The organism is Rothia amarae, from assembly GCF_014705945.2.
Classification (GTDB): domain Bacteria; phylum Actinomycetota; class Actinomycetes; order Actinomycetales; family Micrococcaceae; genus Rothia; species Rothia amarae.
Genome location: NZ_CP061538.1, coordinates 1,536,699 through 1,557,669, shown reverse-complemented (window position 1 = coordinate 1,557,669; position 20,971 = coordinate 1,536,699). Strand labels below are relative to the sequence as shown.

21 protein-coding genes are annotated in these 20,971 nt (G+C 51.4%); 8 read left to right on the top strand and 13 right to left on the bottom strand.

The features are described 5' to 3' along the window. Nucleotides 1–784: 784 nt before the first annotated feature. The 3 genes from IDM48_RS11880 to IDM48_RS07375 form a co-directional block, all read right to left on the bottom strand. On the bottom strand, nucleotides 785–973 hold the full coding sequence (locus IDM48_RS11880; RefSeq protein WP_420803884.1) for a LexA family protein: 189 nt from the start codon (nucleotides 971–973) through the stop codon (nucleotides 785–787). Between the two features lie 451 nt (nucleotides 974–1,424). Continuing rightward, nucleotides 1,425–2,042 carry a hypothetical protein gene (locus IDM48_RS07380; protein WP_151147363.1) on the bottom strand — a complete coding sequence of 206 codons (618 nt, stop codon included), beginning with the start codon at nucleotides 2,040–2,042 and terminating at the stop codon, nucleotides 1,425–1,427. Nucleotides 2,043–2,305: 263 nt separating this feature from the next. Further along, nucleotides 2,306–3,139: a transposase family protein gene (locus IDM48_RS07375; protein WP_190616741.1), complete on the bottom strand. Its 834-nt coding sequence runs from the start codon at nucleotides 3,137–3,139 to the stop codon at nucleotides 2,306–2,308. 425 nt (nucleotides 3,140–3,564) lie between these two features. Between IDM48_RS07375 and relB the strand changes: the two genes are divergently transcribed. Then, the gene (relB, locus tag IDM48_RS07370; protein WP_068171814.1) at nucleotides 3,565–3,810 is read left to right on the top strand and encodes a type II toxin-antitoxin system RelB family antitoxin; all 246 of its coding nucleotides are present in this window, start codon (nucleotides 3,565–3,567) and stop codon (nucleotides 3,808–3,810) included. Beyond that, nucleotides 3,807–4,076 (top strand): type II toxin-antitoxin system RelE family toxin, encoded by a 270-nt coding sequence (locus IDM48_RS07365; protein ID WP_151148153.1) that lies wholly within the window; start codon nucleotides 3,807–3,809, stop codon nucleotides 4,074–4,076. Before relB ends, IDM48_RS07365 begins: the two co-directional genes overlap by 4 nt. Before the next feature lie 158 nt (nucleotides 4,077–4,234). Here IDM48_RS07365 and IDM48_RS07360 read toward each other — a convergent pair whose 3' ends face one another. From IDM48_RS07360 to IDM48_RS07345, 4 genes are all read right to left on the bottom strand, one after another. Then, nucleotides 4,235–4,846, bottom strand: coding sequence for a class I SAM-dependent methyltransferase (locus IDM48_RS07360; protein ID WP_238398075.1), 612 nt, complete (start codon nucleotides 4,844–4,846; stop codon nucleotides 4,235–4,237). Nucleotides 4,847–4,912: 66 nt separating this feature from the next. Further along, a complete protein-coding gene (locus tag IDM48_RS11875; RefSeq protein WP_190616739.1) occupies nucleotides 4,913–5,167 on the bottom strand; it encodes an EamA family transporter in 255 nt (84 codons plus the stop codon). 271 nt (nucleotides 5,168–5,438) lie between these two features. Further along, nucleotides 5,439–5,846 (bottom strand): hypothetical protein, encoded by a 408-nt coding sequence (locus IDM48_RS07350; RefSeq protein WP_151148145.1) that lies wholly within the window; start codon nucleotides 5,844–5,846, stop codon nucleotides 5,439–5,441. A 5-nt stretch (nucleotides 5,847–5,851) separates the two neighbouring features. Continuing rightward, entirely contained in the window at nucleotides 5,852–6,991 is a 1,140-nt protein-coding gene (locus tag IDM48_RS07345) for an RHS repeat-associated core domain-containing protein (RefSeq protein ID WP_190616737.1), read from the bottom strand. 169 nt (nucleotides 6,992–7,160) lie between these two features. Here IDM48_RS07345 and IDM48_RS07340 point away from each other — a divergent pair, with 169 nt between their 5' ends. After that, nucleotides 7,161–7,958, top strand: a complete 798-nt coding sequence (locus tag IDM48_RS07340) for a transposase family protein (RefSeq protein ID WP_190616735.1) — start codon at nucleotides 7,161–7,163, stop codon at nucleotides 7,956–7,958. A gap of 93 nt (nucleotides 7,959–8,051) precedes the next feature. On the opposite strand, the gene IDM48_RS07335 is transcribed toward IDM48_RS07340, so the two are convergent. Together IDM48_RS07335 and IDM48_RS07330 are read right to left on the bottom strand one after the other, a co-directional pair. Then, on the bottom strand, nucleotides 8,052–8,609 hold the full coding sequence (locus tag IDM48_RS07335) for a YdhK family protein (RefSeq protein ID WP_190616734.1): 558 nt from the start codon (nucleotides 8,607–8,609) through the stop codon (nucleotides 8,052–8,054). Between the two features lie 158 nt (nucleotides 8,610–8,767). After that, nucleotides 8,768–9,214 carry a hypothetical protein gene (locus IDM48_RS07330; RefSeq protein WP_068168708.1) on the bottom strand — a complete coding sequence of 149 codons (447 nt, stop codon included), beginning with the start codon at nucleotides 9,212–9,214 and terminating at the stop codon, nucleotides 8,768–8,770. A gap of 210 nt (nucleotides 9,215–9,424) precedes the next feature. Between IDM48_RS07330 and IDM48_RS07325 the strand changes: the two genes are divergently transcribed. Beyond that, nucleotides 9,425–10,834: a mycothione reductase gene (locus tag IDM48_RS07325; protein ID WP_145174265.1), complete on the top strand. Its 1,410-nt coding sequence runs from the start codon at nucleotides 9,425–9,427 to the stop codon at nucleotides 10,832–10,834. A gap of 168 nt (nucleotides 10,835–11,002) precedes the next feature. On the opposite strand, the gene IDM48_RS07320 is transcribed toward IDM48_RS07325, so the two are convergent. Both IDM48_RS07320 and IDM48_RS07315 read right to left on the bottom strand, forming a co-directional pair. Further along, on the bottom strand, nucleotides 11,003–13,021 hold the full coding sequence (locus IDM48_RS07320; protein WP_190616732.1) for an AMP-dependent synthetase/ligase: 2,019 nt from the start codon (nucleotides 13,019–13,021) through the stop codon (nucleotides 11,003–11,005). Then, on the bottom strand, nucleotides 13,018–13,776 hold the full coding sequence (locus IDM48_RS07315; RefSeq protein ID WP_145174270.1) for an alpha/beta hydrolase: 759 nt from the start codon (nucleotides 13,774–13,776) through the stop codon (nucleotides 13,018–13,020). The genes IDM48_RS07320 and IDM48_RS07315 overlap by 4 nt, the downstream gene beginning before the upstream one ends. Before the next feature lie 185 nt (nucleotides 13,777–13,961). Here IDM48_RS07315 and IDM48_RS07310 point away from each other — a divergent pair, with 185 nt between their 5' ends. Further along, the gene (locus IDM48_RS07310; protein WP_145174272.1) at nucleotides 13,962–14,702 is read left to right on the top strand and encodes a lysophospholipid acyltransferase family protein; all 741 of its coding nucleotides are present in this window, start codon (nucleotides 13,962–13,964) and stop codon (nucleotides 14,700–14,702) included. Nucleotides 14,703–14,855: 153 nt separating this feature from the next. Beyond that, nucleotides 14,856–16,238: a class II 3-deoxy-7-phosphoheptulonate synthase gene (locus IDM48_RS07305; protein WP_145174675.1), complete on the top strand. Its 1,383-nt coding sequence runs from the start codon at nucleotides 14,856–14,858 to the stop codon at nucleotides 16,236–16,238. Between the two features lie 88 nt (nucleotides 16,239–16,326). On the opposite strand, the gene IDM48_RS07300 is transcribed toward IDM48_RS07305, so the two are convergent. Further along, entirely contained in the window at nucleotides 16,327–17,823 is a 1,497-nt protein-coding gene (locus IDM48_RS07300) for a serine/threonine protein kinase (RefSeq protein ID WP_068168693.1), read from the bottom strand. Between the two features lie 136 nt (nucleotides 17,824–17,959). On the opposite strand from IDM48_RS07300, the gene IDM48_RS07295 reads away from it, so the two are divergent. Beyond that, nucleotides 17,960–18,331: an Rv2175c family DNA-binding protein gene (locus IDM48_RS07295; protein ID WP_068168722.1), complete on the top strand. Its 372-nt coding sequence runs from the start codon at nucleotides 17,960–17,962 to the stop codon at nucleotides 18,329–18,331. Between the two features lie 90 nt (nucleotides 18,332–18,421). Here the strand turns inward: IDM48_RS07295 and IDM48_RS07290 are convergent, their stop codons facing one another. Beyond that, nucleotides 18,422–19,537, bottom strand: a complete 1,116-nt coding sequence (locus IDM48_RS07290; RefSeq protein ID WP_145174275.1) for a polyprenyl synthetase family protein — start codon at nucleotides 19,535–19,537, stop codon at nucleotides 18,422–18,424. Between the two features lie 148 nt (nucleotides 19,538–19,685). Between IDM48_RS07290 and dinB the strand changes: the two genes are divergently transcribed. Further along, entirely contained in the window at nucleotides 19,686–20,912 is a 1,227-nt protein-coding gene (dinB, locus tag IDM48_RS07285; protein ID WP_190618701.1) for a DNA polymerase IV, read from the top strand. Nucleotides 20,913–20,971: the final 59 nt, after the last annotated feature.

Below are 20,971 nucleotides of genomic sequence, written 5' to 3'. Positions count from 1 at the left end.
AGCACAGCAACGGTGAACTAACCTTCTCGCCTGGCTCGCTGGCGCTCGCAAAGGCGATTCATGCCAGACCCAGCCAGTTCACCTTACTGCTGTGCTTGTTCGGCATTCCCATCCTATGAAATAAGCAGTTTGTACCAGATAGCAGACTAAGTACCAGATATTGCACGAGGTACCAGAAATTTTCCCAGTACAGTGTGCGCTATCTGGTACAAATGCTTTCTGCTCAAGCGGGCAGTTAGGGATGCTCCGGCTTGAATACACGAAAAGCGTTGAATGCTCACCAATTCCGTTGGGCAATCAACGCTTTTTGTGTACTCAAATTACAGGACGTCGCTGGGATAAGTTCAGGTTTTAGTAGCTGGCTGGATGCTGCATCATCAAGCTAAATAACAGACTCATTATGTAATCGAGGCCTGATTATTTATTAACCATTCAAACCATCGACGAGGAAATATACTCCCCCTGCTATTGCAGCAACGATGGGTGCAAGTAAGAGAGCTCGATGCTTAGAGGTACCCCAGCTGATGTTGAAGAATGAAAGAACTAAGAGCTCTATATGAGGACGGTTTTCTGGGGGAGTTATCTTAACGCTTTTCCAGTTCACATGCTGATAGGTCAATAGAACAGAGCCTACGAATATGGCAAATAAACCCAGCAAAATAAGAGCCCAGCCTGTATCTGTATTTGAAAAAATCTCTGACTCCTCTGGCTTAGGAAACCATAACCCGTTGGCGATGATACCTATTCTTCTCCATAATCAAGCAGTCCTGCAATAAGTTGTTGACTAAACCCTTCCTTCGACTCCCCGTTGATGGAGACAATAACTCACGACGCCGAAGATGGAGTAACCCGTCTCGGGTTCAACAGGGATAACAGGGTACTTGGAGTTTTCCGGTAGTAACCAACCGCTGCTGCGCCGATCAACACCTGTCCGTTTAACAGTGAACTCACCATCCAAAGAAGCGACGACGATTTTCCCCGTCTCCGGTGTGATAAAGCGGTCAACGACGATCTCATCCTGGTCATAAATACCCTAGCCCTCCAGCGAGTTCCCATATATATATGTAAGAAGCAGGTATTGGCAGGGTCTTTGACCAGTATTTTATTCAGATCTATCTGGGTATGCTGATAATCCTGAGCAGGGGAAGGAAACTGAGAAAACCATACCCCTGTATAGAACAGAGTTCTGACAAGATAAGGACTCATCATGAGGAATTGGTGAGTCCACTAGTAGCATGTGTGAATCCTGCTCACCACGTACGGGTAGCGACGATAAGAGCTAAGAGACATCACCCCTACCCGCCGGACCTCTTATCACTCTTTAACGAAAGGCGGGAGAGGAACAGAACTGCTCAACTCTCCCACAATTCCTCACACTCACAACGACCCATGGCAGAGCCATATCGTCTGCCACATCATCCTTCCTAAAAAGTATTACTCCACCCATTACTCTTCGTCGCAGTAGCAACTGCACCAGAGGCAGAAGTCACAGTCGCTGACTGCTCATAATGATAAATCCGCGAGGGCAACGTTGTCCCTGTTTGACAGGAGGAGACAAACTTAAAATTCGAACTCGTAGGCTGAGTCCACGACGTACCCGAAACCGTAATAGGACACGTATAAGTTGAAGTGTATTCACGGAAAACCACCCCGTTATAGGTCGTGGTTTTACCGCTAGCTACTGGAACACTCCAACACGTGGAAGTGTTAGCGACTCGGGTGAACGTGGTTCCAGACTGCACTGGTAACCAGTAGGAGCCTTTAAGATTGGTTACTTTAGATGTGCTTTTAAGATTGTTAACAGTCAGGTAGGAGTTTTGAGTGCTTAGCTGGCTGATTTGAACCTGCGCCTTACCGGCACATGAGTAAGGGGTGACGGTTTGCCCTGAGGCGACTGCCCAAGCGAAATAAGTAGAAGATGCAATCGCAACCGTAGCTGAAGCAGAATAAGCCGGTGTGGTCACCGAGGCGATGATAACCGGTGCAGCCCAGGCTGCGCCTTGAATGAGGCTTCGTCGACTGATTTGGGGGTTATTAGTCATGACCTATTCGTTTCGTTTTTTCCGTATACTTGTTTTCTTTCATCTCATCGTACCCACAAAATCGCTGCCCCTGCATGATAGGCGACACTATTAAGCTCTGAAGGCGCTATGCGTACAAAGATATTCCCTGGGGTTTTACCTGAAAAACAGGAGGGTAGACGTCCAGAGCTACTTTTAAGAACTATTAGGAATTCACACGCGTTAAAGTTTAACCGGAGTAGACATTTCCCTAATTTCATCAGATATGGGTGACGGCGAGTAGCTTAAGAGGCGTCGCCGGTATAGGGGCAGGTTTTAGCTTCTAGAGTATATGGAGGCTTATTCATAAGGGGTCCGAAGCCGCAAAGAAAATCAGCGCCCGCACCAGAAGAAAACACCCGCAAATAAACACCGAGCGGCCGACGGAAGCCCGTATGTAAAACCCGCCAGGTCTTCACCTGCGCAATCGTCCATTCAACCACCGAACGTAACCGATTGATCCTCCGATTATTCTCCTTCACCCTAGCCCTCATCCTTGCACCCGCTTTTCGTTTAGTCGGTGTGAGCAACCCCAGCCCGATGTACCCCTTATCTGCCAAAGTGGACTCACCCAAGAACCTCCCTAGCTGGTGAAAGCGAAAAGCATAAACATCATGCCTAGCCCCCGGCACCGGGTCGGTAATGGCTAGCAATCTCCCGTCTAAGGTACAGATGACTTGGTGATTGAAACCGGTTCTTCTGTGCTTACCTGAAAACAGTATTTGCCCTTGTGAAGACCAGTTCCAGATGGGAATTAACCTGCCGTCTACTACGAGTGAGCCAGGGACATTCTTGAGTGATTCAAGCTCGGGAACCTTCAACTCAGTCAGCTTCAATAAGGCACTTTCGATGCGGTTGATGATTCTAGAAACGGTGGCTTGCGAGAGATCAAAGATATCAGCTAAGAGGTCTTCGGTGATGTTGTGGCGTAGATAGATGAGGGTAATTTTCAGGGCTTGTGTCAGGCTGGTTTTGCGAGGTCTGGTGCCTGGTTGATTCCAGATAAGGTTCTTGTTCAGGGCTGTGGCGAGTGTGGCGAATTGTGCGCTAGTGAGCCCAGTTGTACGCTTGTTGTGCAACGGTTCTTCCGGTTTGGCTTGAGGTTATTTGTGATGATTTAACGCTCATTTTTGCCTTCGGTGGGACCGTTGTCTAGTTGGTGGCGGGTTCCTGGTTTTTACCCCTTATGAATAAGCCTCGGTGCAGGTTAGCTATATCGGTTGATTCTCAGCTTGAGCAGTTACTTCTATTGTCCGACTTAGGTGGTGTTGATGTTAACGGCGGTCATCTTGGACGCGCTGGCATTCATCATAAATTTCTGGCGACCATCTGCTTGCTGAGTTCAAAGAACTTTTAATAGGCCAATAGTATCAGTATCCTTCGGGGTAAATCTCTGCATGAAATCATCTGTATTACCTTTGAACGTCCTAGCTGGTAAAGGGAGCCCGATATGAGAACCTCCCACTCACTAGAATCAATGAATGACGTGTAATACGATAATTACATGACAGTAGAAACAAAACCCCGTAAGGGATTTACCTTCCGCCCCTCAAATGACGTTCGGGAACGCCTGGAAGAGCTCTCCCGACAAACCAATCGACCTGTATCTTTTTATATCAATACCCTCTTGGAAGAGCATCTAGCAGAGATGGAGCACGCCTTTGCTCTCAAAGCTGATGCTGAAGCGGCACGATCAGGCAAAATCAAGACGTATAACCTGGCAGAGGCACGGGCAGAACTAGGACTATGAGTGGTACTTGGTCCTTAGAACTGACCCCCAGAGTTCTTAAGCAATTAAAGAAGCTAGATAAACCGGTTGCTCACCGGGTATTAGATGAGTTGGAAAAGCTAGTCGATTCTGAGTATCCGCAGAGCCACTGTAAGGCGTTGACTGGTAACTATTCAGGGTTGTGGCGTTATCGCGTAGGGTCATATCGGGTCATTTTAGATATTGATCAGGGGAAATTAGTGTTGCTGGCTCTAGAAGTCGGGCATCGATCTACTATCTATCGCTAGAAAGAGTGGCAATAACAACTTAGCCATAGCTCACTGCCGTCAGTGGGGAGGTGTCGGTGTGAACATCGAAGAACGCCACCTGGATGCCTTCAATCTGACTTGTACGGGAGGGTCCAAACTAGCAAGTCATAGAATAGTAATCCTTAGTTGAGGCACCACTACGACGTCAGCACAGCGTGAATATCCCCATGCGCACGTGCACCTTCATCTTTTCGAGTGCTAGATGACTGCACCGTGAAACCTGCCTCCTGTAGTCGGGTACGTATGAAATCTATGGGATAAAACCAGCCTTGGGATATCGCGTGATTAAAAGGCAGGATGTCATCACCAGTAAAAAACCCCATCAGCAGGCTCCCGCCAGGGGAGAGAGCCTTTGCGATGAAAGATAATTCCTCATTCAGATGCTCTGGGGCAGTGTGAATAAGTGAGTACCAGGTGAGAATCCCGCCAAAGTGCGCCGGAGGTAAATCGCGTGCTGTTCCGGTGTGAAAGTTCAAATAGGGGAACTTGCTGGAGGCGATATCTACGAATTGATCGCTAGGGTCGTACCCCACTACAGATGCACCTGTTTCGTGGAGAAAATGTGTCCAGTGCCCTGGCCCACATCCCAAGTCGCAGATTCTTCCGTGAATATTGGTTGCCCACTGGCTGATTCTGCTCTGGTCAATCGGTGAGGTGGAATTAATGTTCCCTAGTGCGTTTGTGTAGGCGGTGGCCCGTTGATTGTAAGCTTCGGTGGTTCTTTCCAGAGAGGTGGTTCGGTGGTGCATAGAAGTCACTCTATTTCATCCCTCGGGTTTGTGGGTCTTTCATAGTGTAAAACGCTAGGTAAGGTGCTAAGACTTTTGTGTGGAGGGTGTTCTCACTCCCGCGTAGATACCTCCAAGAATTGCTAAACACCCCAAAACCTGCACAAACGAGAGCACCTCACCGACTAGCGCTGTTCCTAAGACAAGCCCTGTTAAAGGATTCAACAATCCAATAATGCTGACAGTACTGGCAGGTAGTCGCGTGACTCCGGTAAACCAGCAGATGTAAGCGAGAAGACTGGCGAAGAAGACGATATAAGTAAAAGCTGCCGTAGTACTCACGGAGGGAACAGGTATTACTCCCTATCGCGGACACCTGCAAGGCCCATCCCGACAACACGAATAGCCAACGGTACCGACTCCCGAACCCCACACGATAACTGATGGGAGCGTGGTATCTGCAGTATCATCGGTGCCGATGACCAGGACTTCAGCGTTGTAATAGGCGCATGTCTATCTCAGGATGGCCCATACTACAAAAGAAAGACGCTGTTTTTTTACCCGATGACCTCTCAGGAAAGAAAACAGCGTCTCTGCGCCTAGCGACTATGCTTTAGAGCCGGTAACCATAACCTGTAAGAACTGAGTCCCTCGTGCCGGGCAACTGAAAAGGAGGGAAAATCAAAGTGATTTTCTGACCTTGATGCTGATTCAGTTCATCTGCCATGTCCTGATACGACTTTTTTTGGGGTGCTATGGCATGATCCACATAGACTGTTCCGCAACCATCGGTGTTGATTTTAAGTTCTGTACCTGATGTTGCTATGCCACCGGTGCCGCTAGAGCTGTTGAAAACTTCGGCGGATTCGATGATGCATTGTTTGTCGATGGGGTTGGCTTCACGGTATTTGTTCATCAACGGATAACCGATAAATAGTAACGCCCCTGCTAACAACGTAACAATCGAAACCACAAGTTTCCCTTTTGGCATTTTTCTCGGTTTTTGAGACTCGTTTTTCATAATATTTATTCACCACCAGGACGAGCAGTAGCCACACGAACACCATCAGCATACCCCGTACTAGCAACACCCGAACCGCCACTGGCCGCGCCCTTGAAACCATCCTTAAATGCATCTTCCCAGTTAAGTTTCTTATCCTGTGGAGCCACAGCGTAATTCGTCATACCCACACCAAAATCAGCAATTCGATCCATCGTAAAACCAGTTACAGATGTAAGACCTTTCTCCATCAAACCTGCATCAGGCGCAATATCAACAACCTTCTGACGCAACGGGGTAATTCTCGGCGAAACCACACCCACACCCACCGCAGAGGCCGTCGCCCAAGCATAACCACCAAAAGTATGCTCCTTAAAATCCCCTGCCGCGTACGTCAAATTATTGCTCACCACATTAGAAGTAACACTCTGCACAGTCTGCCCAGGCAACGACCTCGCAAAACCGCCGACGTCCTTATAATGAGCGGCCGTCTGAGAAAACCTTTCAGCCCGAGCCCCCAATACAGCAGCTTTCTCACCTGCGTTTCCTGCGCGCCATGAGTTCACGTATCTCATGGGATTAAAACGGGACGCCTGGGTGGCTTTTTGAGCTAAGGTCGTGGCTTTAGTACCAAAACGCTCAGCCTTGGCAGCTGCACTAGCCGCTCTGGTCGCGTTCATAGCGGCGCCTACTTTACTCACTGCTGATACCGCGGCTCCGCCGAGGCCACCGGCCGCACCACCAATAAGGGTATCTTTACCGACTTTGCCCCATTCAACGGTTCCATCGTCGTTTTTGTTGGTGAGGATGGAGAGCCCTCCAGAGAGCGCGGCCCCTGATACTGCTCCTGCCACGATGAGACCGACCGGTCCGGTAGCGATGAGGGCGACCGCTCCTACTACCATGCCCACGCCAATTGCAACTGCAGCGATAGTATCTGCGTGCTCGTTAGCCCAGCCCTTCAACGTCGACGAAGGATGCTCCTTCGCATACACCGCGAAATCAGCCCGAGACACCGGCAAGAGCCCCCAAGGGTCCACCAAAGACACCGGATCAAACCCAGCAAACGCATACACATTCGAAGACCAACCAGCGCCCACCGGAGATACGAGCGGGTCAGGAGTAAGGAATCCCCTGCCCACCTGGTCACGGGTACGAGCTCTCAAGATTTCTAACTACTTCCGTAGAAAACCTATTGAGATAGATGGATATGATGAGGCTTATTCATAAGGGGTAAAAACCAGGAACCCGCCACCAACTAGACAACGGTCCCACCGAAGGCAAAAATGAGCGTTAAATCATCACAAATAACCTCAAGCCAAACCGGAAGAACCGTTGCACAACAAGCGTACAACTGGGCTCACTAGCGCACAATTCGCCACACTCGCCACAGCCCTGAACAAGAACCTTATCTGGAATCAACCAGGCACCAGACCTCGCAAAACCAGCCTGACACAAGCCCTGAAAATTACCCTCATCTATCTACGCCACAACATCACCGAAGACCTCTTAGCTGATATCTTTGATCTCTCGCAAGCCACCGTTTCTAGAATCATCAACCGCATCGAAAGTGCCTTATTGAAGCTGACTGAGTTGAAGGTTCCCGAGCTTGAATCACTCAAGAATGTCCCTGGCTCACTCGTAGTAGACGGCACGTTAATTCCCATCTGGAACTGGTCTTCACAAGGGCAAATACTGTTTTCAGGTAAGCACAGAAGAACCGGTTTCAATCACCAAGTCATCTGTACCTTAGACGGGAGATTGCTAGCCATTACCGACCCGGTGCCGGGGGCTAGGCATGATGTTTATGCTTTTCGCTTTCACCAGCTAGGGAGGTTCTTGGATGAGTCCACTTTGGCAGATAAGGGGTACATCGGGCTGGGGTTGCTCACACCGACTAAACGAAAAGCGGGTGCAAGGATGAGGGCTAGGGTGAAGGAGAATAATCGGAGGATCAATCGGTTACGTTCGGTGGTTGAATGGACGATTGCGCAGGTGAAGACCTGGCGGGTTTTACATACGGGCTTCCGTCGGCCGCTCGGTGTTTATTTGCGGGTGTTTTCTTCTGGTGCGGGCGCTGATTTTCTTTGCGGCTTCGGACCCCTTATGAATAAGCCTCTTAGTACCAACTAATTTATAGAGGTTTATTGGAAGCTTCATTATCAGAGTGGAATTAATAGTGCCCCCTCTTTCGCCGGAGGGGGCACTATTAAAACATTTTGAACGCTAGCTTCTTGGGGCGATTTCGTCCTCAGTGACCCATTTATGGTTCTTCATTGTCATACCATTTGCCTCATAATCGACCATATAAACAGTCTGATCGGTAACCTGGGAAATTGTCGCTTCAGCACCCTTCATCCCTGGCATGTGGTCTGCCTCAAGCACCGCTTTATCTCCGACTTTAAGAGGCGTCTTGCCTGCATCTTTGAGCTCTTCCTGAACTACCCACTTATGATTTTTGATGGGTGTTCCGCCATTTGTGGGAGTGTAATCTACGGCGTAAGTTGTGGTCTTGTATGCACCAACAATCTTGGCTGGCGCTTCTTTCATGCCTTCCATGTGGTCCGTAGTAAGTGTCACCTCGGTACCTACCGGGTATTTGGGGGCGTTGGCGTCAACGATACCCGCAGGAGCTGAACCGCCATCCATACTGTGGCTGCCCATCGAATGTCCCTCCGATGAGGAGCTATGTGATGTGGAATCATTCGATGTATTCGTTCCACATCCAGCTAAAGCAAGCGTAGCTACTACAGCGGTGGCGAATATTATGGGTCTACGGGACATAGTAAACTCTCCTTAAGTTAGACAGATAACTAAAACTGGGTATAGCTAGTTCTTTAAATCTAACCTAGCCTTCTGATAAGACCCTGATAACATCCTAGAAATTTATTCAGTCGAGAACCGAACCACTGATTCATCTGAATTTTGCAATAACTCGCCTTTTATCGTCTTCTCATACTTTGCTGGCGGGTTTCTTGCAATCGCGCCGCAGGGGTTACGGAGGTAGCCGATTTCTTCTGTGCCACTGTCTGACTCTTGCGCTGAATCAGTGCTTTCTCGGCGGCTAGGCTTTCACGTGCCTTTGCAGGTGAAGACCCTGCTGCCAAGTATCGCTGGTCGCGTTTCATCTGACGTTCAGAAACCTCATGTGCCTTCGCCTCGGTCATCGACGGTTTGATGACCCGTGATTCTTCATGGGACTCATGCTCTGCCACGTAATCCGTATAAGCACGCTGGCGGGTATCGGTTGCGGTTGTGGCCTTCGACTCTAAGGAACCAACCTCGGACTCTGCTGCCTCTACTCTCTTCTGCGCCTCGTCAGCTACACCAGCGCGACGAGCATACTCACCATCAGTACTCAACCAGTCCACGTCGGTACGCTCTGGCACATCAGAACGACCGTACTTCGCCTCGAATTCACCCTTGACCGCCTCAAACTCATTCGTCCGTCCAGAGCGAGTGAAGAAGTTCGCGGATTCCGCACGTTGTTGAGCTTGCTCAACTCATCCTAATCGCACCCAGCCACTCGCGGAATAAAACCATGCCGTCCTACTGTTTAATGGGTGAGAACAAGCTAACGGAAACAGGGGGAGTCACCTATGTCGAACATCCAAGAATTCGATCTCATCATCATCGGATCAGGTTCAGGCAACTCAATCATCAACGAAGAATGGGACGGCAAAAAGGTTGCCATCATCGACGGCGGCACCTTCGGCGGTACCTGCCTCAATTTCGGCTGCATCCCCACCAAGCAGTACGTCTACCCGGCAACGGTAGCCACCGAAGCCACGCACATCGGACGCCTCGGTGTTGAAGCTGAAGTCACCCACGTGGACTGGAAGTCCATGCGCGACCGCATCTTCAAACGCATCGACGCTATCTCCCACGGCGGGCTCGACTACCGCAAGAGCCTGGACAACGTCACCGTCTTCGAAGAATATGCAAAGTTCACCGGCACTCACGAACTTGAAACCGCATCTGGTAAAAAATTACGCGGCAAGCAAATCGTTATCGCTGCCGGCTCCCACAATCAACTTCCCCAGGTTCCCGGAATCGACCACCCCGCCGTCCACACCTCTGACACCGTCATGCGTATTGACGAACTACCTCAGCGCGTCGTGGTAGTTGGAGGTGGATTCATCGCCGCCGAATTCGCCCACGTATTCAACGGGCTCGGCTCAACGGTCGTGCAGGCAAACCGTAGCGAAACCCTGCTACGTAGCTATGACCAAGAAATCGTCGAGCGTTTCAAACGTGAAGCCGCAAAACAGTGGGACTTGCGCCTCAACTACGCACTGGCGAGCATCGAGAGCAATGACGACGGCTCAGCCCGCGTCGTCTTCGAACACGACGGCAAAAAGGTTTCAATTGACACCGACCTCGTGCTCATCGCAACAGGCCGCACACCCAACTCAGAATCCCTCAACGCCGCAAGTTTCTTTGATCTGCGCGATTCTGGTGGCATTGAGGTCGACCGTTTTCACCGTGTACTATCCGGTGGAAAACCCGTCGACGGCGTCTTCGCACTCGGCGACATCAGTTCCAATTACCTGCTCAAGCACGTTGCCAATGCCGAAACCCGCACGGTACAGCACAACCTCGTCCACCCCGATTCGCTACGCGAAACCGATGAGCGCTTTGTTCCCGCCGCCGTCTTCACATACCCGCAAATCGCTACAGTCGGTTTGACCGAAGACGAAGCGCGCACCAAAGCAACCGAAGAAGGCTTCGAAATTGCGGTGAAAGTGCAGAACTTTGGCGACGTCGCCTACGGCTGGGCAATGGAAGATCAGGTCGGGCTGTGCAAGGTCATTGCCCGCAAAGATACCGGCGAACTTTTGGGCGCACACCTGGTGGGCGAAGAATCCTCGATGCTCATTCAACCACTGATTCAGGCAATGAGCTTTGGACTCACCGCCCATGAGATGGCGCGTGGGCAGTTCTGGATTCACCCAGCGCTTACAGAGGTAGTAGAGAATGCGCTTCTTGGCCTAGAACTAGAAAAGTAAAAACTCGACGGTATGAAAAGGACACTGGCTTAGCTTATTACTGTAGCTTCCTTCAGTGCAGACATTGCTCGCTTCGCAAAACTCGCAAGTCGGGTTCTACAGTAAACGCTTCGCGCGTGCCCTTTTCATGACCGCTTATACCCTGTTGTTGATTTGTTCTTAGGCTTCCTACTTCTCCTCAGCCCTAGACTTTCCATGTTTCTTAGAGTTCTTCGGTTGAGGATTCTTTAGCTGTGAGCCCAAGTCAATCAACTTATTGCCGGTCTCATGGCGGAATTCCTCAAACTTCTCAGCTCGTTCTGCACGCTTAACCTCAACCCGCTCCGAACGCTTATCCGAATACTCCTGGAGCTTCTTGCGAGATTCCGCGATAGAATCCTTGGTGCGGTTGTACATATCATCTACGTACGCCGAAAATTCCTGCAGAATAACTGGACGCTTAATCTTCTGCGAGGGAGTCAAATGTCCGTCTTCCTCAGTGAAATCGCGGTTAAGGATACGGAATTCGCGGATCGACTCGGCACGAGATACAAAAGTATTGGCATCATCCACAAACTTCTGTACAGCCTCCCGCACACGAGGATTAATAGCTGCCTCAGAGACACTCATATCGCGGGGTAGACCCAGGTGTTCCAGCTGATCTGGTAAGGTGTCCGGATCGAGTGTAACTAGCGCTGCAATAAAAGGCTTTTCGTCGCCAACCAGCATGGCATTAGAAACCATGGGGCTGGTACGCAAACGATCCTCTGCAGAGACGGGAATGACGTTCTTACCGCCCGCCGTCACAATAATTTCTTTCTTGCGTCCCACAATCTTAAGGAAACCGCGCTCGTCAATCTGCGCTAAATCTCCGGTGCGTAGCCAGCCGTCTTCTGTGTACGCCACCTTATTTTCTTCTTCATTGTTGAAATAGCCAGGGGAAACTCCGATACCCTTAATTTCCAGCTCGCCATCCTCCGCCAAACGCGCTGAAGTGCCGGGAATCAAAGGTCCCACATTGCCCACTTCGAATTCACGAGTGCGCCCTACAGCCAAGGAACCGGTGGTCTCTGTCATACCGTAACCCTCGATTATCTTCACGCCTACAGCGTGGAAGAAATGACCAAGCCGCGGCGCCAACGCACCACCGCCAGATACAGCGTACTTAATTTCACCACCCATCGCCTTGCGCAACTGGGAGTAGACCAAGCGGTCATAGAAGCAGTACTGCATTTCTAAACGCTTGGGTACGTTACCGGCAATCTTCGCCTCAGACCATTTACGAGCCACATCAACCGAGCGGTGGAAGAGCTTGGAATTAATGGCGCTTCCCTTTTCGGCCTTCTGAACCGATGCCTCATAAATCTTTTCAAAGACGCGCGGAACCACCAGTAGAAAGTTTGGCTTGAAGGAGTCAAGGTCTGAGGTGAGGTTCTTAATATCGGGGGAGTGACCAACCACCACTCCAGCATCCAGAGCCAAAATCTGGATTTCACGTGCTAAAACATGTGCCAGTGGCAAGAAGATAATGGTGGAGTTACCCTCGCGCGCTACGTTGGGCTCACATACCCTAACGTTTGCAGAGAGACGCGCAAAATTCCCGTGGGTCAGCAAGCACCCCTTTGGTTTTCCAGTGGTACCAGAGGTGTAGATGATAGAGGCTGTGTCTTCGAGGGTAGCTGCAGAACGGCGTCGCTCAACCGTTTCATCTGAAATATGCTGCCCCTGTTCTACCAGTTCAGCGAGTGCACCGCTATCAATCACCCAGGTATTTTTAAGGGAAAGCGTTTCAAAGTCGTTGCCCTGCTCGACGACACCGGCAAGTTTCTCAGTCTCCACAAAAACTGCTTTAGCACCGGAATGGGAGAGCGCCCAGGCTGCCTGAGCCGGCGATGAAGTTTCGTACACAGGAACAGAAACCAAACCCGCATACCAGATAGCGAAGTCGATAAGCGTCCATTCATAACGCGTGCGGCTCATAATACCTACGACGTCGCCGCGGTTAAGACCGGCTGCAATCATGCCCTTGGCGAGCTCCACTACCTGCTTTTTGAATTCGGTGGCTCGTACCGGAACCCAGTTGCCGCTCGATCGCTGCACCTTGTAAAGGACAGGATCAGTAGAATCCGATACCTTGCGTTCGAGGATGCTGGTGAGGTTCTGCGAGGGGTCGGAAACTACTGCTTCAGGTATAGAGATGTGTTTCATGCGTGACCTTTCAGATCAGCTTCTAGTGATTGCACAAACTCAAGGGAGTTTTTCAAAATAACGGGCGCATCATAATCGAGCGTTGCTACGTGGTAACTGCGTTCAAGCTCAATAAACTTTACAGGGCATTCAGCATGCTTATGAAAAAAATGGTGGGATTTGTCCGAAACCACATGGTCTTCAGCTGACCGAAAGTAAAGAACGGGAGCCTTAAGAGAGCGAACGAGCGGGCGTGTTTCTTTGCCCAGCGCATGTAGCTCAGCGGCGGCTTTCAATGGAACGCGCGGGTATCCTCCCTCGTCAGCACCGGGTTTAGCAATGTCAGAGGTAATCCCCTTAGTGCTTGCCACAAAACGAGAAAACAATCTTGCAAAGCGCAATAAGACGGTTGGATCTTGCACAAAAGGATTGATGAGCACTGTCCCTAAAACTTCCCTGCGCACAGATTCCCGTAGAGCCAGCATCCCACCCATTGAGAGCCCAAAAATGACGACGTGCGAAGCTCTTTGACGAAGTTTCCAATAGGCGGCGTCAACTTCCGCCATCCAATCGTGGTGAGTCACCGGCATCATGTCTTTCCAATGGCTACCGTGGCCCGGCAGCAGAATCATCTCCACAGGGTAGTCCTGCTCGGCAAAAAATTCCGCAAGCGGTCGCATGCTCCAGGGCGAGCCCGTAAAACCGTGGATTAGCAAAATGCCGATGGGACGGCTACCTGGATGCGATAGCGGGTCGTGAATAATCTCGGAACTCATAGTGCGATGCCTCTCTGTCGGTGCACTTTATTCTGACATTTCCAGCGCTCGACGGCGAGGACCTGCACCATATAGCTCGCTCTCAGCGCATTCTTTCTTAGCCGGGGAGAGCTTTGTGCGGAAATGAGAGCCAGGCAGGTAAAATTTTAAGAAACAGGCAGAAAAATACGTTTGAGGAGTTTTAGATGCTCTATATGGCATTGAAAAAGACCGTGGTGGGGCCGCTGATGTCTCGACTAGTACACCATGAAATGCAGGGCGTGAAAAACCTTCCCCAGACAGGCGCCATCTTAGCGAGCAACCACCTTGCTTTCTGCGACTCTATTTTTCTGCCCCTTGCTGTTCCGCGCCAGGTATACTTCTTGGCTAAGTCTGACTACTTCACCGGCACCGGCATTCAGGGCGCGGTCAGTCGCTGGTTTTTTACCGCGGTAGGGCAGCTACCGCTGGATCGCTCCGGTGGCGCTAAGAGCCAGGCATCGCTAGATGGCGGAGCGCAGAAACTCCAAGAAGGCGGCTACTTGGGTATTTATCCAGAAGGCACCCGCAGCCCCGACGGTCGCGGCTACCGCGCCAAGCTTGGCGTCGCACGTCTGGCACTGACTCAGCGCGTACCCGTGGTACCGGTGGGACAAATCGGCAACAACGATTTTCAGCCTAGTGGTAGCAATAAGATTAACCTGCGGAAGAATGGCAAGAAAGTTACCATCCGCACCGTCATTGGTGAACCTCTTGATTTCTCCGAATACTGGGACCGCGCCAAAGACCATAAAGTTCAGCGTATGGTGGCAGACAAAATCTCTGCAGCTATTAGAGAACTCAGTGAGCAAGAATATGTGCCGCTCTACGCCAGTGATGTTAAAGATCTCATGGCAGAGAAGAATATTTCAGCCTCCGCCGCTGTTGAAGAATTATTGAACAAATAGAGTCATGGTTAGGGGCTACGTGAAATTCTCTCAGCATCTGAAATAAGAGACCGAGAGCGCCTGCCCCGACCCTAGACTGGACAAACAGGCTTGAGTGAATTCTTAAACCCTGTTCTCATTGACTACATAACTAAAGGATTCTCCACCATGACTATGGATCAAGAGACTTTGGAAAACGGACTAGCTGGTAGCGCAAGCTCGGCAAAAAATTTTCCCGGTCTTGACGACTGGCGCCAACTTAACATTGACCAGCAACCCACATGGCAAGAGCATCCTGACTATACGAATGTTATCAACGAGCTCAACACCGTGCCCCCGCTGGTATTTGCTGGGGAAGTTGACCGCCTGCGCAAGAACCTCGCTGAGGTAGCAAAGGGAAAGGCATTCTTCCTGCAGGGCGGCGATTGCGCTGAAACTTTCGAGGGAGCAACTGCCGATAAGATTTCAGCCCGCGTAAAAACCCTGTTGCAGATGGCAGTTGTTTTGACCTACGGTGCCTCGATGCCCGTGGTCAAAATGGGGCGTATGGCTGGGCAATTTTCGAAGCCCCGCTCGTCTAACACCGAAACCCGCGATGGAGTGACTCTGCCGACTTTCCGCGGTGAAATGGTCAACGGTTTTGAGTTCGCTGAGGAAGCACGCGCACATGACCCCCGCCGGATGGTGCAGGGGTACCACACTTCGGCATCGACGCTGAATTTGGTGCGTGCGTTCACCACAGGCGGCTTTGCTGATTTGCGCTTGGTTAACCAGTGGAATCGTGGGTTCACATCTAACCCCGCTCATGCCCGCTACGAATCGCTCTCGGGTGAGATTGATCGTGCACTGAAGTTCATGGAGGCATGCGGAGCGGACTTCGACGCCATGAAGACCACCGAACTTTACGTGGGTCACGAAGGTCTTTTGCTCGATTACGAGCGCGCTCTGACCAGGATTGATTCTCGTACCAATCAGCCGTACGACACCTCAGGACACTTTATCTGGATTGGCGAGCGTACGCGTGGGCTCGACGACGCTCACGTCGATTTCCTCTCGAAGGTACGCAACCCCATCGGCGTCAAACTCGGTCCCAGCACCACTGCTGATGATGCCCTGCGTCTGATAGACAAGCTCGACCCTGAGCGGGAACCTGGCCGTCTTACCTTCATTACCCGCATGGGGGCTTCTAAGATTCGGGAGAATCTGCCTGCGCTGGTGGAGGGAGTTCAGGCCTCCGGTGCCAAGGTGGTGTGGGTGACTGATCCTATGCACGGCAACACTATTTCGGTACCTTCGGGCTACAAGACTCGCCGGTTCGATGACGTGGTTGATGAAGTCAAGGGTTTCTTCGAGGTGCATGAGGCGTTGGGTTCTTTCCCCGGCGGTATCCATATTGAGATGACCGGCGACGACGTCGCAGAATGCTTGGGCGGTTCGGATCCGATTAATGAAGAAGCTTTTGCTGATCGTTATGAGACCCTGTGTGATCCGCGTTTGAATCACCGACAATCACTAGAGATTGCTTTCTTGGTGGCAGAGTACCTTTCCCGCCGCTAAAGAGAGTGAGAGAAAGGAGCGTTACCTTGGGAGGTAGCGCTCCTTTTTGCTGAGCACATTGAATGAGCTAGGTGCCAAGGTGGGCTGTTTAGGCGGAACCGGAAAAGCTATCAACAAAACTGACCCAGCTGGCAAACCAGCCTGACTGCACCGTGGATTGGGCTATTTGCCAACCCACAAATCCTGCAACCACAAATGCCAGCAGGATGCCGATAAAGATTAAAACAACGGTGGGCAGGGCTGGGGCAGGTTGCCATAGTTCGGGTGCTTTTCGAGGATCCCCTTTGGTGGGGAAATCTTCGCTGGCGGGGGGTACCTGTTCCAACTGTGAGGTACGAGGAAGACTATGTTCTTGGGCCGATGAGCTGCTTTCATGCCGGTAGGACGCTGAAATCGGTTCATAGCGGGTGCTGCCGCGTTCGTCGATGAAGGTGGCGCCTGTTTCGTCTTCTATGAATTCTTCAAGGTAAGAAGTATGGGGCGCCGGTTGGGGGCCAACCCCTGAAATTTCCTGGGGCTCGTAGTACTCGGTTTCAAGGAAATCAGAATCTGTCTCGTTCCACGAGGAGTCGTCGTGGTCATTTTCAAGAGTTCTGAACCCGCTGATGGAAGTTCGTTGAAGCACGTTGGTCGCGCCGGTGCGCTCCGCGATGTATTCAACGTCGTCCCACATCTGCGTTTCTTGAGGGGCAGAACTTTGGGCGCGATACGCTAACTCGTCCTGGGTGAGTCGCTCGCGAATAGACTGCAGAACTTCAAAAAGTTCTGACCCGTCGGCGGGGCGGGCAGATGCTTGCTTGCGCGTGCACCACTTCACGACCCCGACAATATCCGAATCAATACCCGGTGCAAACTGCGCCAGTGAAGGTATTTCGGTATTGATGTTGTGGTAAATAATTTGCTGGTCGTCGCTGAGCCCGGTGAAGGGTAGCCGACCAGCGAGCATCCGAAACATCACTATACCCAGGGCAAAAATATCGACGCCGGGACCAACGCTGGCTTTGGGGTCAACAATTTCAGGAGCCACGTAGGCTGGAGTTCCCATGAGCTCGCCGGTCCATGACTGGTCGGTGCGCCGCGTCAAACCAAAATCGGTGAGTTTGATAGAGCGTTCCAGCGATGAGAGAAGTATATTGCTGGGCTTAATATCTCGGTGAATAAAGCGGTGGGCATGTACTTCAGACAGGCCTTCAGCTACCGGAACGATGATGTCTAAGGTTTCACCAACGGACAGGACTGGGCGCGTGGTCAACAGCTGCTGGAGTGTACAACCGTGCACATAGTCGAGCACGATAAACATCAGCTTCAAACCGTGTACCGTTTGCGTTCCAGACCCCAGAACGCCCACCACGTGTTCATGGCTAATCTGCCGTAAAGACCGTTCTTCGCGAAAGAATTTCTGCTGTTGCGAAGGGTCGGCTGAAAGTTGAGGAGAGAGAACTTTAATCGCCACCGGGTTGTTGGACCACAAATCCACGCCGTGGTAAACCTCTGCCATTCCGCCACGGGCAATCAGGTGGCCTACCTCGTAGTGGCCATCAAATATTTCGCCTGTTAGCCAGGGCTGTTTCTTCTTCTCACTCATATCCCTATAGATAGTAGGGGAAAAAGCTGGAAAGTTCGTGTACTGAGCCAGAGGCCTGGGAGGTGTAAGGCAAGCGGTGAAAGAATTTGCAGCTAAAACTCGTCAAACACTGGGGATTTCTGGCAGACTCATAGATGTGACTGAAGAAAACTCAACTGCACAGATTTTTGACCTCGTGGGCGAATGGCTCACCATCCCCGACCTTGCTGAGGCATTTGACCTCAAAGTAACTCGGGTACACACTTTGATTTCCGAGCGGGCTCTGCTTGCTCTGCGTGATCCTGAAACCGGGGTGCGGAAGGTTCCTGCCCTTTTCGTACGCGGAGACCGCCCGTTGGAACCGCTCAAGGGTACCTTAGTGGTTTTGGGCGATGCTGGATTTACCGATGAAGAAGCAATCGAGTGGCTCTTTACCGATGACGAATCGTTGCCGGGCCGCCCCATCGATGCACTCATCGATGGCCGCAAGACCGAAATTCGCCGTCGTGCCTCTGCGCTTGCCTGGTAGTACCTCACTCGGTAACCGCTCAGTATTTTATAAAAGCGTGCGTGTGATTCATCTAATGGATGGATCACACGCACGCTTTTTAGTGAAAAATTAGGACGCGCGGTGAAGCAGCCGAGCCACAATATTTTCTAGAGCCAGCCGAGGCGTTTCTTCAATCGGCATTGCCTCAAGCGATGAAATCACGTGCTGACCGATTTTCTCTATTTCTGCTTCTAAGCTGGCTAGTGCTCCGCAGTCGATAATGATGTTTTGGAGCTCTACGATGTCGGTCTCTGTGAGGTCTTGGTTGCCGAGGGCAGAATCGAGTTTTTCCCAGAGCGCGGGTTCTGCTTTTTGCTGGGTGAGGGCAATCAGGAGGGTGCGCTTGCCTTCGCGGAGGTCATCCCCTGTGGGTTTTCCTGTGATGGCGCTTTCGCCGAAGACGCCCAGGACGTCGTCGCGCATTTGGAAAGCTTCGCCGAGGGGGAGCCCGAATTGGCTGAGGTTTTGAAGGAGTGGTGCGGGTTCGTCCACGCGGGCGGAAAGCGCCAGGGCTGCGCCCAGCACGAGGGGGTGTTCGCAGGAGTACTTTGCAGATTTGAAGCGCAGTACATTGCGGCTGCGCGTGATGGCGGCGCTGTTTTTTTCGGTGTTGACTACTTCGCCGAGAATGTCGAGATATTGACCTGCCATAACTTCGGTGCGCATGAGGTCGAAGATTGCTCTTCCTTGGGAGAGTCCTTGGGCTTTTTCTCCAATGGTGTTAAACATTTGTTCTGACCAGGAGAGGCAGAGGTCGCCGGTGATAATAGCACTGGAGATGCCGAAGGTTTCGCTGTCGGTTCGCCAGTTTTGCTGGGTGTGCTGAGCTTGGAACCGGCGGTGGACGGCGGGTGCGCCACGTCGAGTGTCGGAGCGGTCGATGATGTCGTCGTGGATGAGCGCTGCCGATTGGAAAAGTTCGATAGCGGCACCGCAGCGGATGATTTCGGGGGAGTTTGCGTCTCCTCCTGCGCTACGGTTACCCCAGTAGGCAAGGAGAGCTCGGAGTCGTTTGCCGCCGGTGGAGAGCTGTTGGATAGATTCGAGCAGGGGCAATGATTCGGGGGAGATGCTCTCAAGGATAGTTTTTTGCTGGGCGAAGAAGTAGCTCAGTTCTTCTTCGAGAGCTGCGAGGTATGCCTTTTCTTCGGCGGCGACGCTCTGAAATTGTTGCGCGGTGCCCATGGGCTGCCCTTTCGGTTGGGAGAATCTCTTTCCAGCTTAGGTCAGAGTAAATGTTTTGACTATTGAGGGATTCTGACGGGGTAGCGTTACAGACCATTGCGGACTAGAATCGAATATGTATTCGAATTGAGGGGGTGCTGTGGAACGAATGTCTGGTCGGGTCATTATGCATCTGGATATGGATGCTTTCTTTGTCAACGTTGAACTTCTACAGCGCCCTGAACTGCGCGGCAAACAGATTATTGTGGCGCGGGAGTCTGAGCGTTCGGTGGTTTTGTCTGCTTCTTATGAAGCACGGGTTTATGGAGTGCGATCGGCAATGCCGTTAGTGCAGGCCAAGCGTGCGTGCCCGACTGCGATTGTTGTGGAACCTTCACAGCCGTATCGGGAATACTCGGCGAAAGTGATGAAGATTTTGCATGAGGTCACTGACCGGGTGGAGCAGGTCAGCGTCGATGAGGCTTTTGTTGATTTGACGCCAACGCTAAAGCGGCTGGGAGATCCTGTGCAGACTGCCCAGCGGGTTCGGGAGCGTATCCGTGATGAACTTAACCTTCCCTGCTCGGCAGGTATTGCTGCCAATAAGTTTATTGCCAAGATGGCATCCTCAGGCAGTAAGCCTAATGGGCTGTGGGTTATCCCTCCTTATAGAGTGCAGGAGTTTCTTGATCCATTGCCGGTGGGGAAATTGTGGGGGATAGGGCCGAAAACAGCGCAGAATATTGAGTCCATGGGCATCCACACGGTCCAACAGCTGCGGGGATGCACTCTTCCTTTTTTGCAACAAAAATTTGGGCAGTCTTTAGGGGCGCATCTCTTTGCAATTTGCAGAGGGAAGGACGACCGCGCGGTAGTTACCGAGCGCGAAGAAAAGTCCATGGGCGCAGAACATACTTTTCTTAAAGACACCCATGAAGGCACACAAATAACCCAAGAGCTCTTTTCCTTAGCGATGGGAGTAGCCCGGCGTCTGCGTTCGGCAGATAAATATGCCCAGAATCTGAGTCTCAAGATACGTTTTGAAGGATTTGAAACCATTACTCGCTCATGTATGCTCACCAGCCCCACCGATTCGGGGCAGAAAATTTACCGAGCGGTGATCAAGCGGCTATTGGAATTGGGCATCTTGGAGAAGCAGAACGACGGCGCGTTCATTGCCCCTCGCGCCATCCGATTATTGGGTGTGCGAGCTGAACGGTTACAGACTCGTTCCTCTGGTTTTCAAGAATCTCTCTTTGCCGAAGATATGACGGCGGTGCGTGAGCAGGGGGCTCCAGACTGGTACTCGGTGGAAAGTGCTATGGACCAGATACACAGTAAATTCGGCTCCCACGGACTGCTCCCTGCAACTCTGCTAAAAAAACACTCAGGGTGATTCATAGCGTGCACCCCGCAATATCTGTAATATTGAGAACACTTCCTATTGGATTACTA

Excerpts from the sequence above, each read along its gene's own strand:
- IDM48_RS07380 (WP_151147363.1), bottom strand. The coding sequence starts at position 2,042 with ATGACTAATAACCCCCAAATCAGTCGACGAAGCCTCATTCAAGGCGCA.
- relB (WP_068171814.1), top strand. The coding sequence starts at position 3,565 with ATGACAGTAGAAACAAAACCCCGTAAGGGATTTACCTTCCGCCCCTCA.
- IDM48_RS07365 (WP_151148153.1), top strand. The coding sequence starts at position 3,807 with ATGAGTGGTACTTGGTCCTTAGAACTGACCCCCAGAGTTCTTAAGCAA.
- IDM48_RS07360 (WP_238398075.1), bottom strand. The coding sequence starts at position 4,846 with ATGCACCACCGAACCACCTCTCTGGAAAGAACCACCGAAGCTTACAAT.
- IDM48_RS07350 (WP_151148145.1), bottom strand. The coding sequence starts at position 5,846 with ATGAAAAACGAGTCTCAAAAACCGAGAAAAATGCCAAAAGGGAAACTT.
- IDM48_RS07335 (WP_190616734.1), bottom strand. The coding sequence starts at position 8,609 with ATGTCCCGTAGACCCATAATATTCGCCACCGCTGTAGTAGCTACGCTT.
- IDM48_RS07325 (WP_145174265.1), top strand. The coding sequence starts at position 9,425 with ATGTCGAACATCCAAGAATTCGATCTCATCATCATCGGATCAGGTTCA.
- IDM48_RS07320 (WP_190616732.1), bottom strand. The coding sequence starts at position 13,021 with ATGAAACACATCTCTATACCTGAAGCAGTAGTTTCCGACCCCTCGCAG.
- IDM48_RS07315 (WP_145174270.1), bottom strand. The coding sequence starts at position 13,776 with ATGAGTTCCGAGATTATTCACGACCCGCTATCGCATCCAGGTAGCCGT.
- IDM48_RS07310 (WP_145174272.1), top strand. The coding sequence starts at position 13,962 with ATGCTCTATATGGCATTGAAAAAGACCGTGGTGGGGCCGCTGATGTCT.
- IDM48_RS07305 (WP_145174675.1), top strand. The coding sequence starts at position 14,856 with ATGGATCAAGAGACTTTGGAAAACGGACTAGCTGGTAGCGCAAGCTCG.
- IDM48_RS07300 (WP_068168693.1), bottom strand. The coding sequence starts at position 17,823 with ATGAGTGAGAAGAAGAAACAGCCCTGGCTAACAGGCGAAATATTTGAT.
- IDM48_RS07290 (WP_145174275.1), bottom strand. The coding sequence starts at position 19,537 with ATGGGCACCGCGCAACAATTTCAGAGCGTCGCCGCCGAAGAAAAGGCA.
- dinB (WP_190618701.1), top strand. The coding sequence starts at position 19,686 with ATGTCTGGTCGGGTCATTATGCATCTGGATATGGATGCTTTCTTTGTC.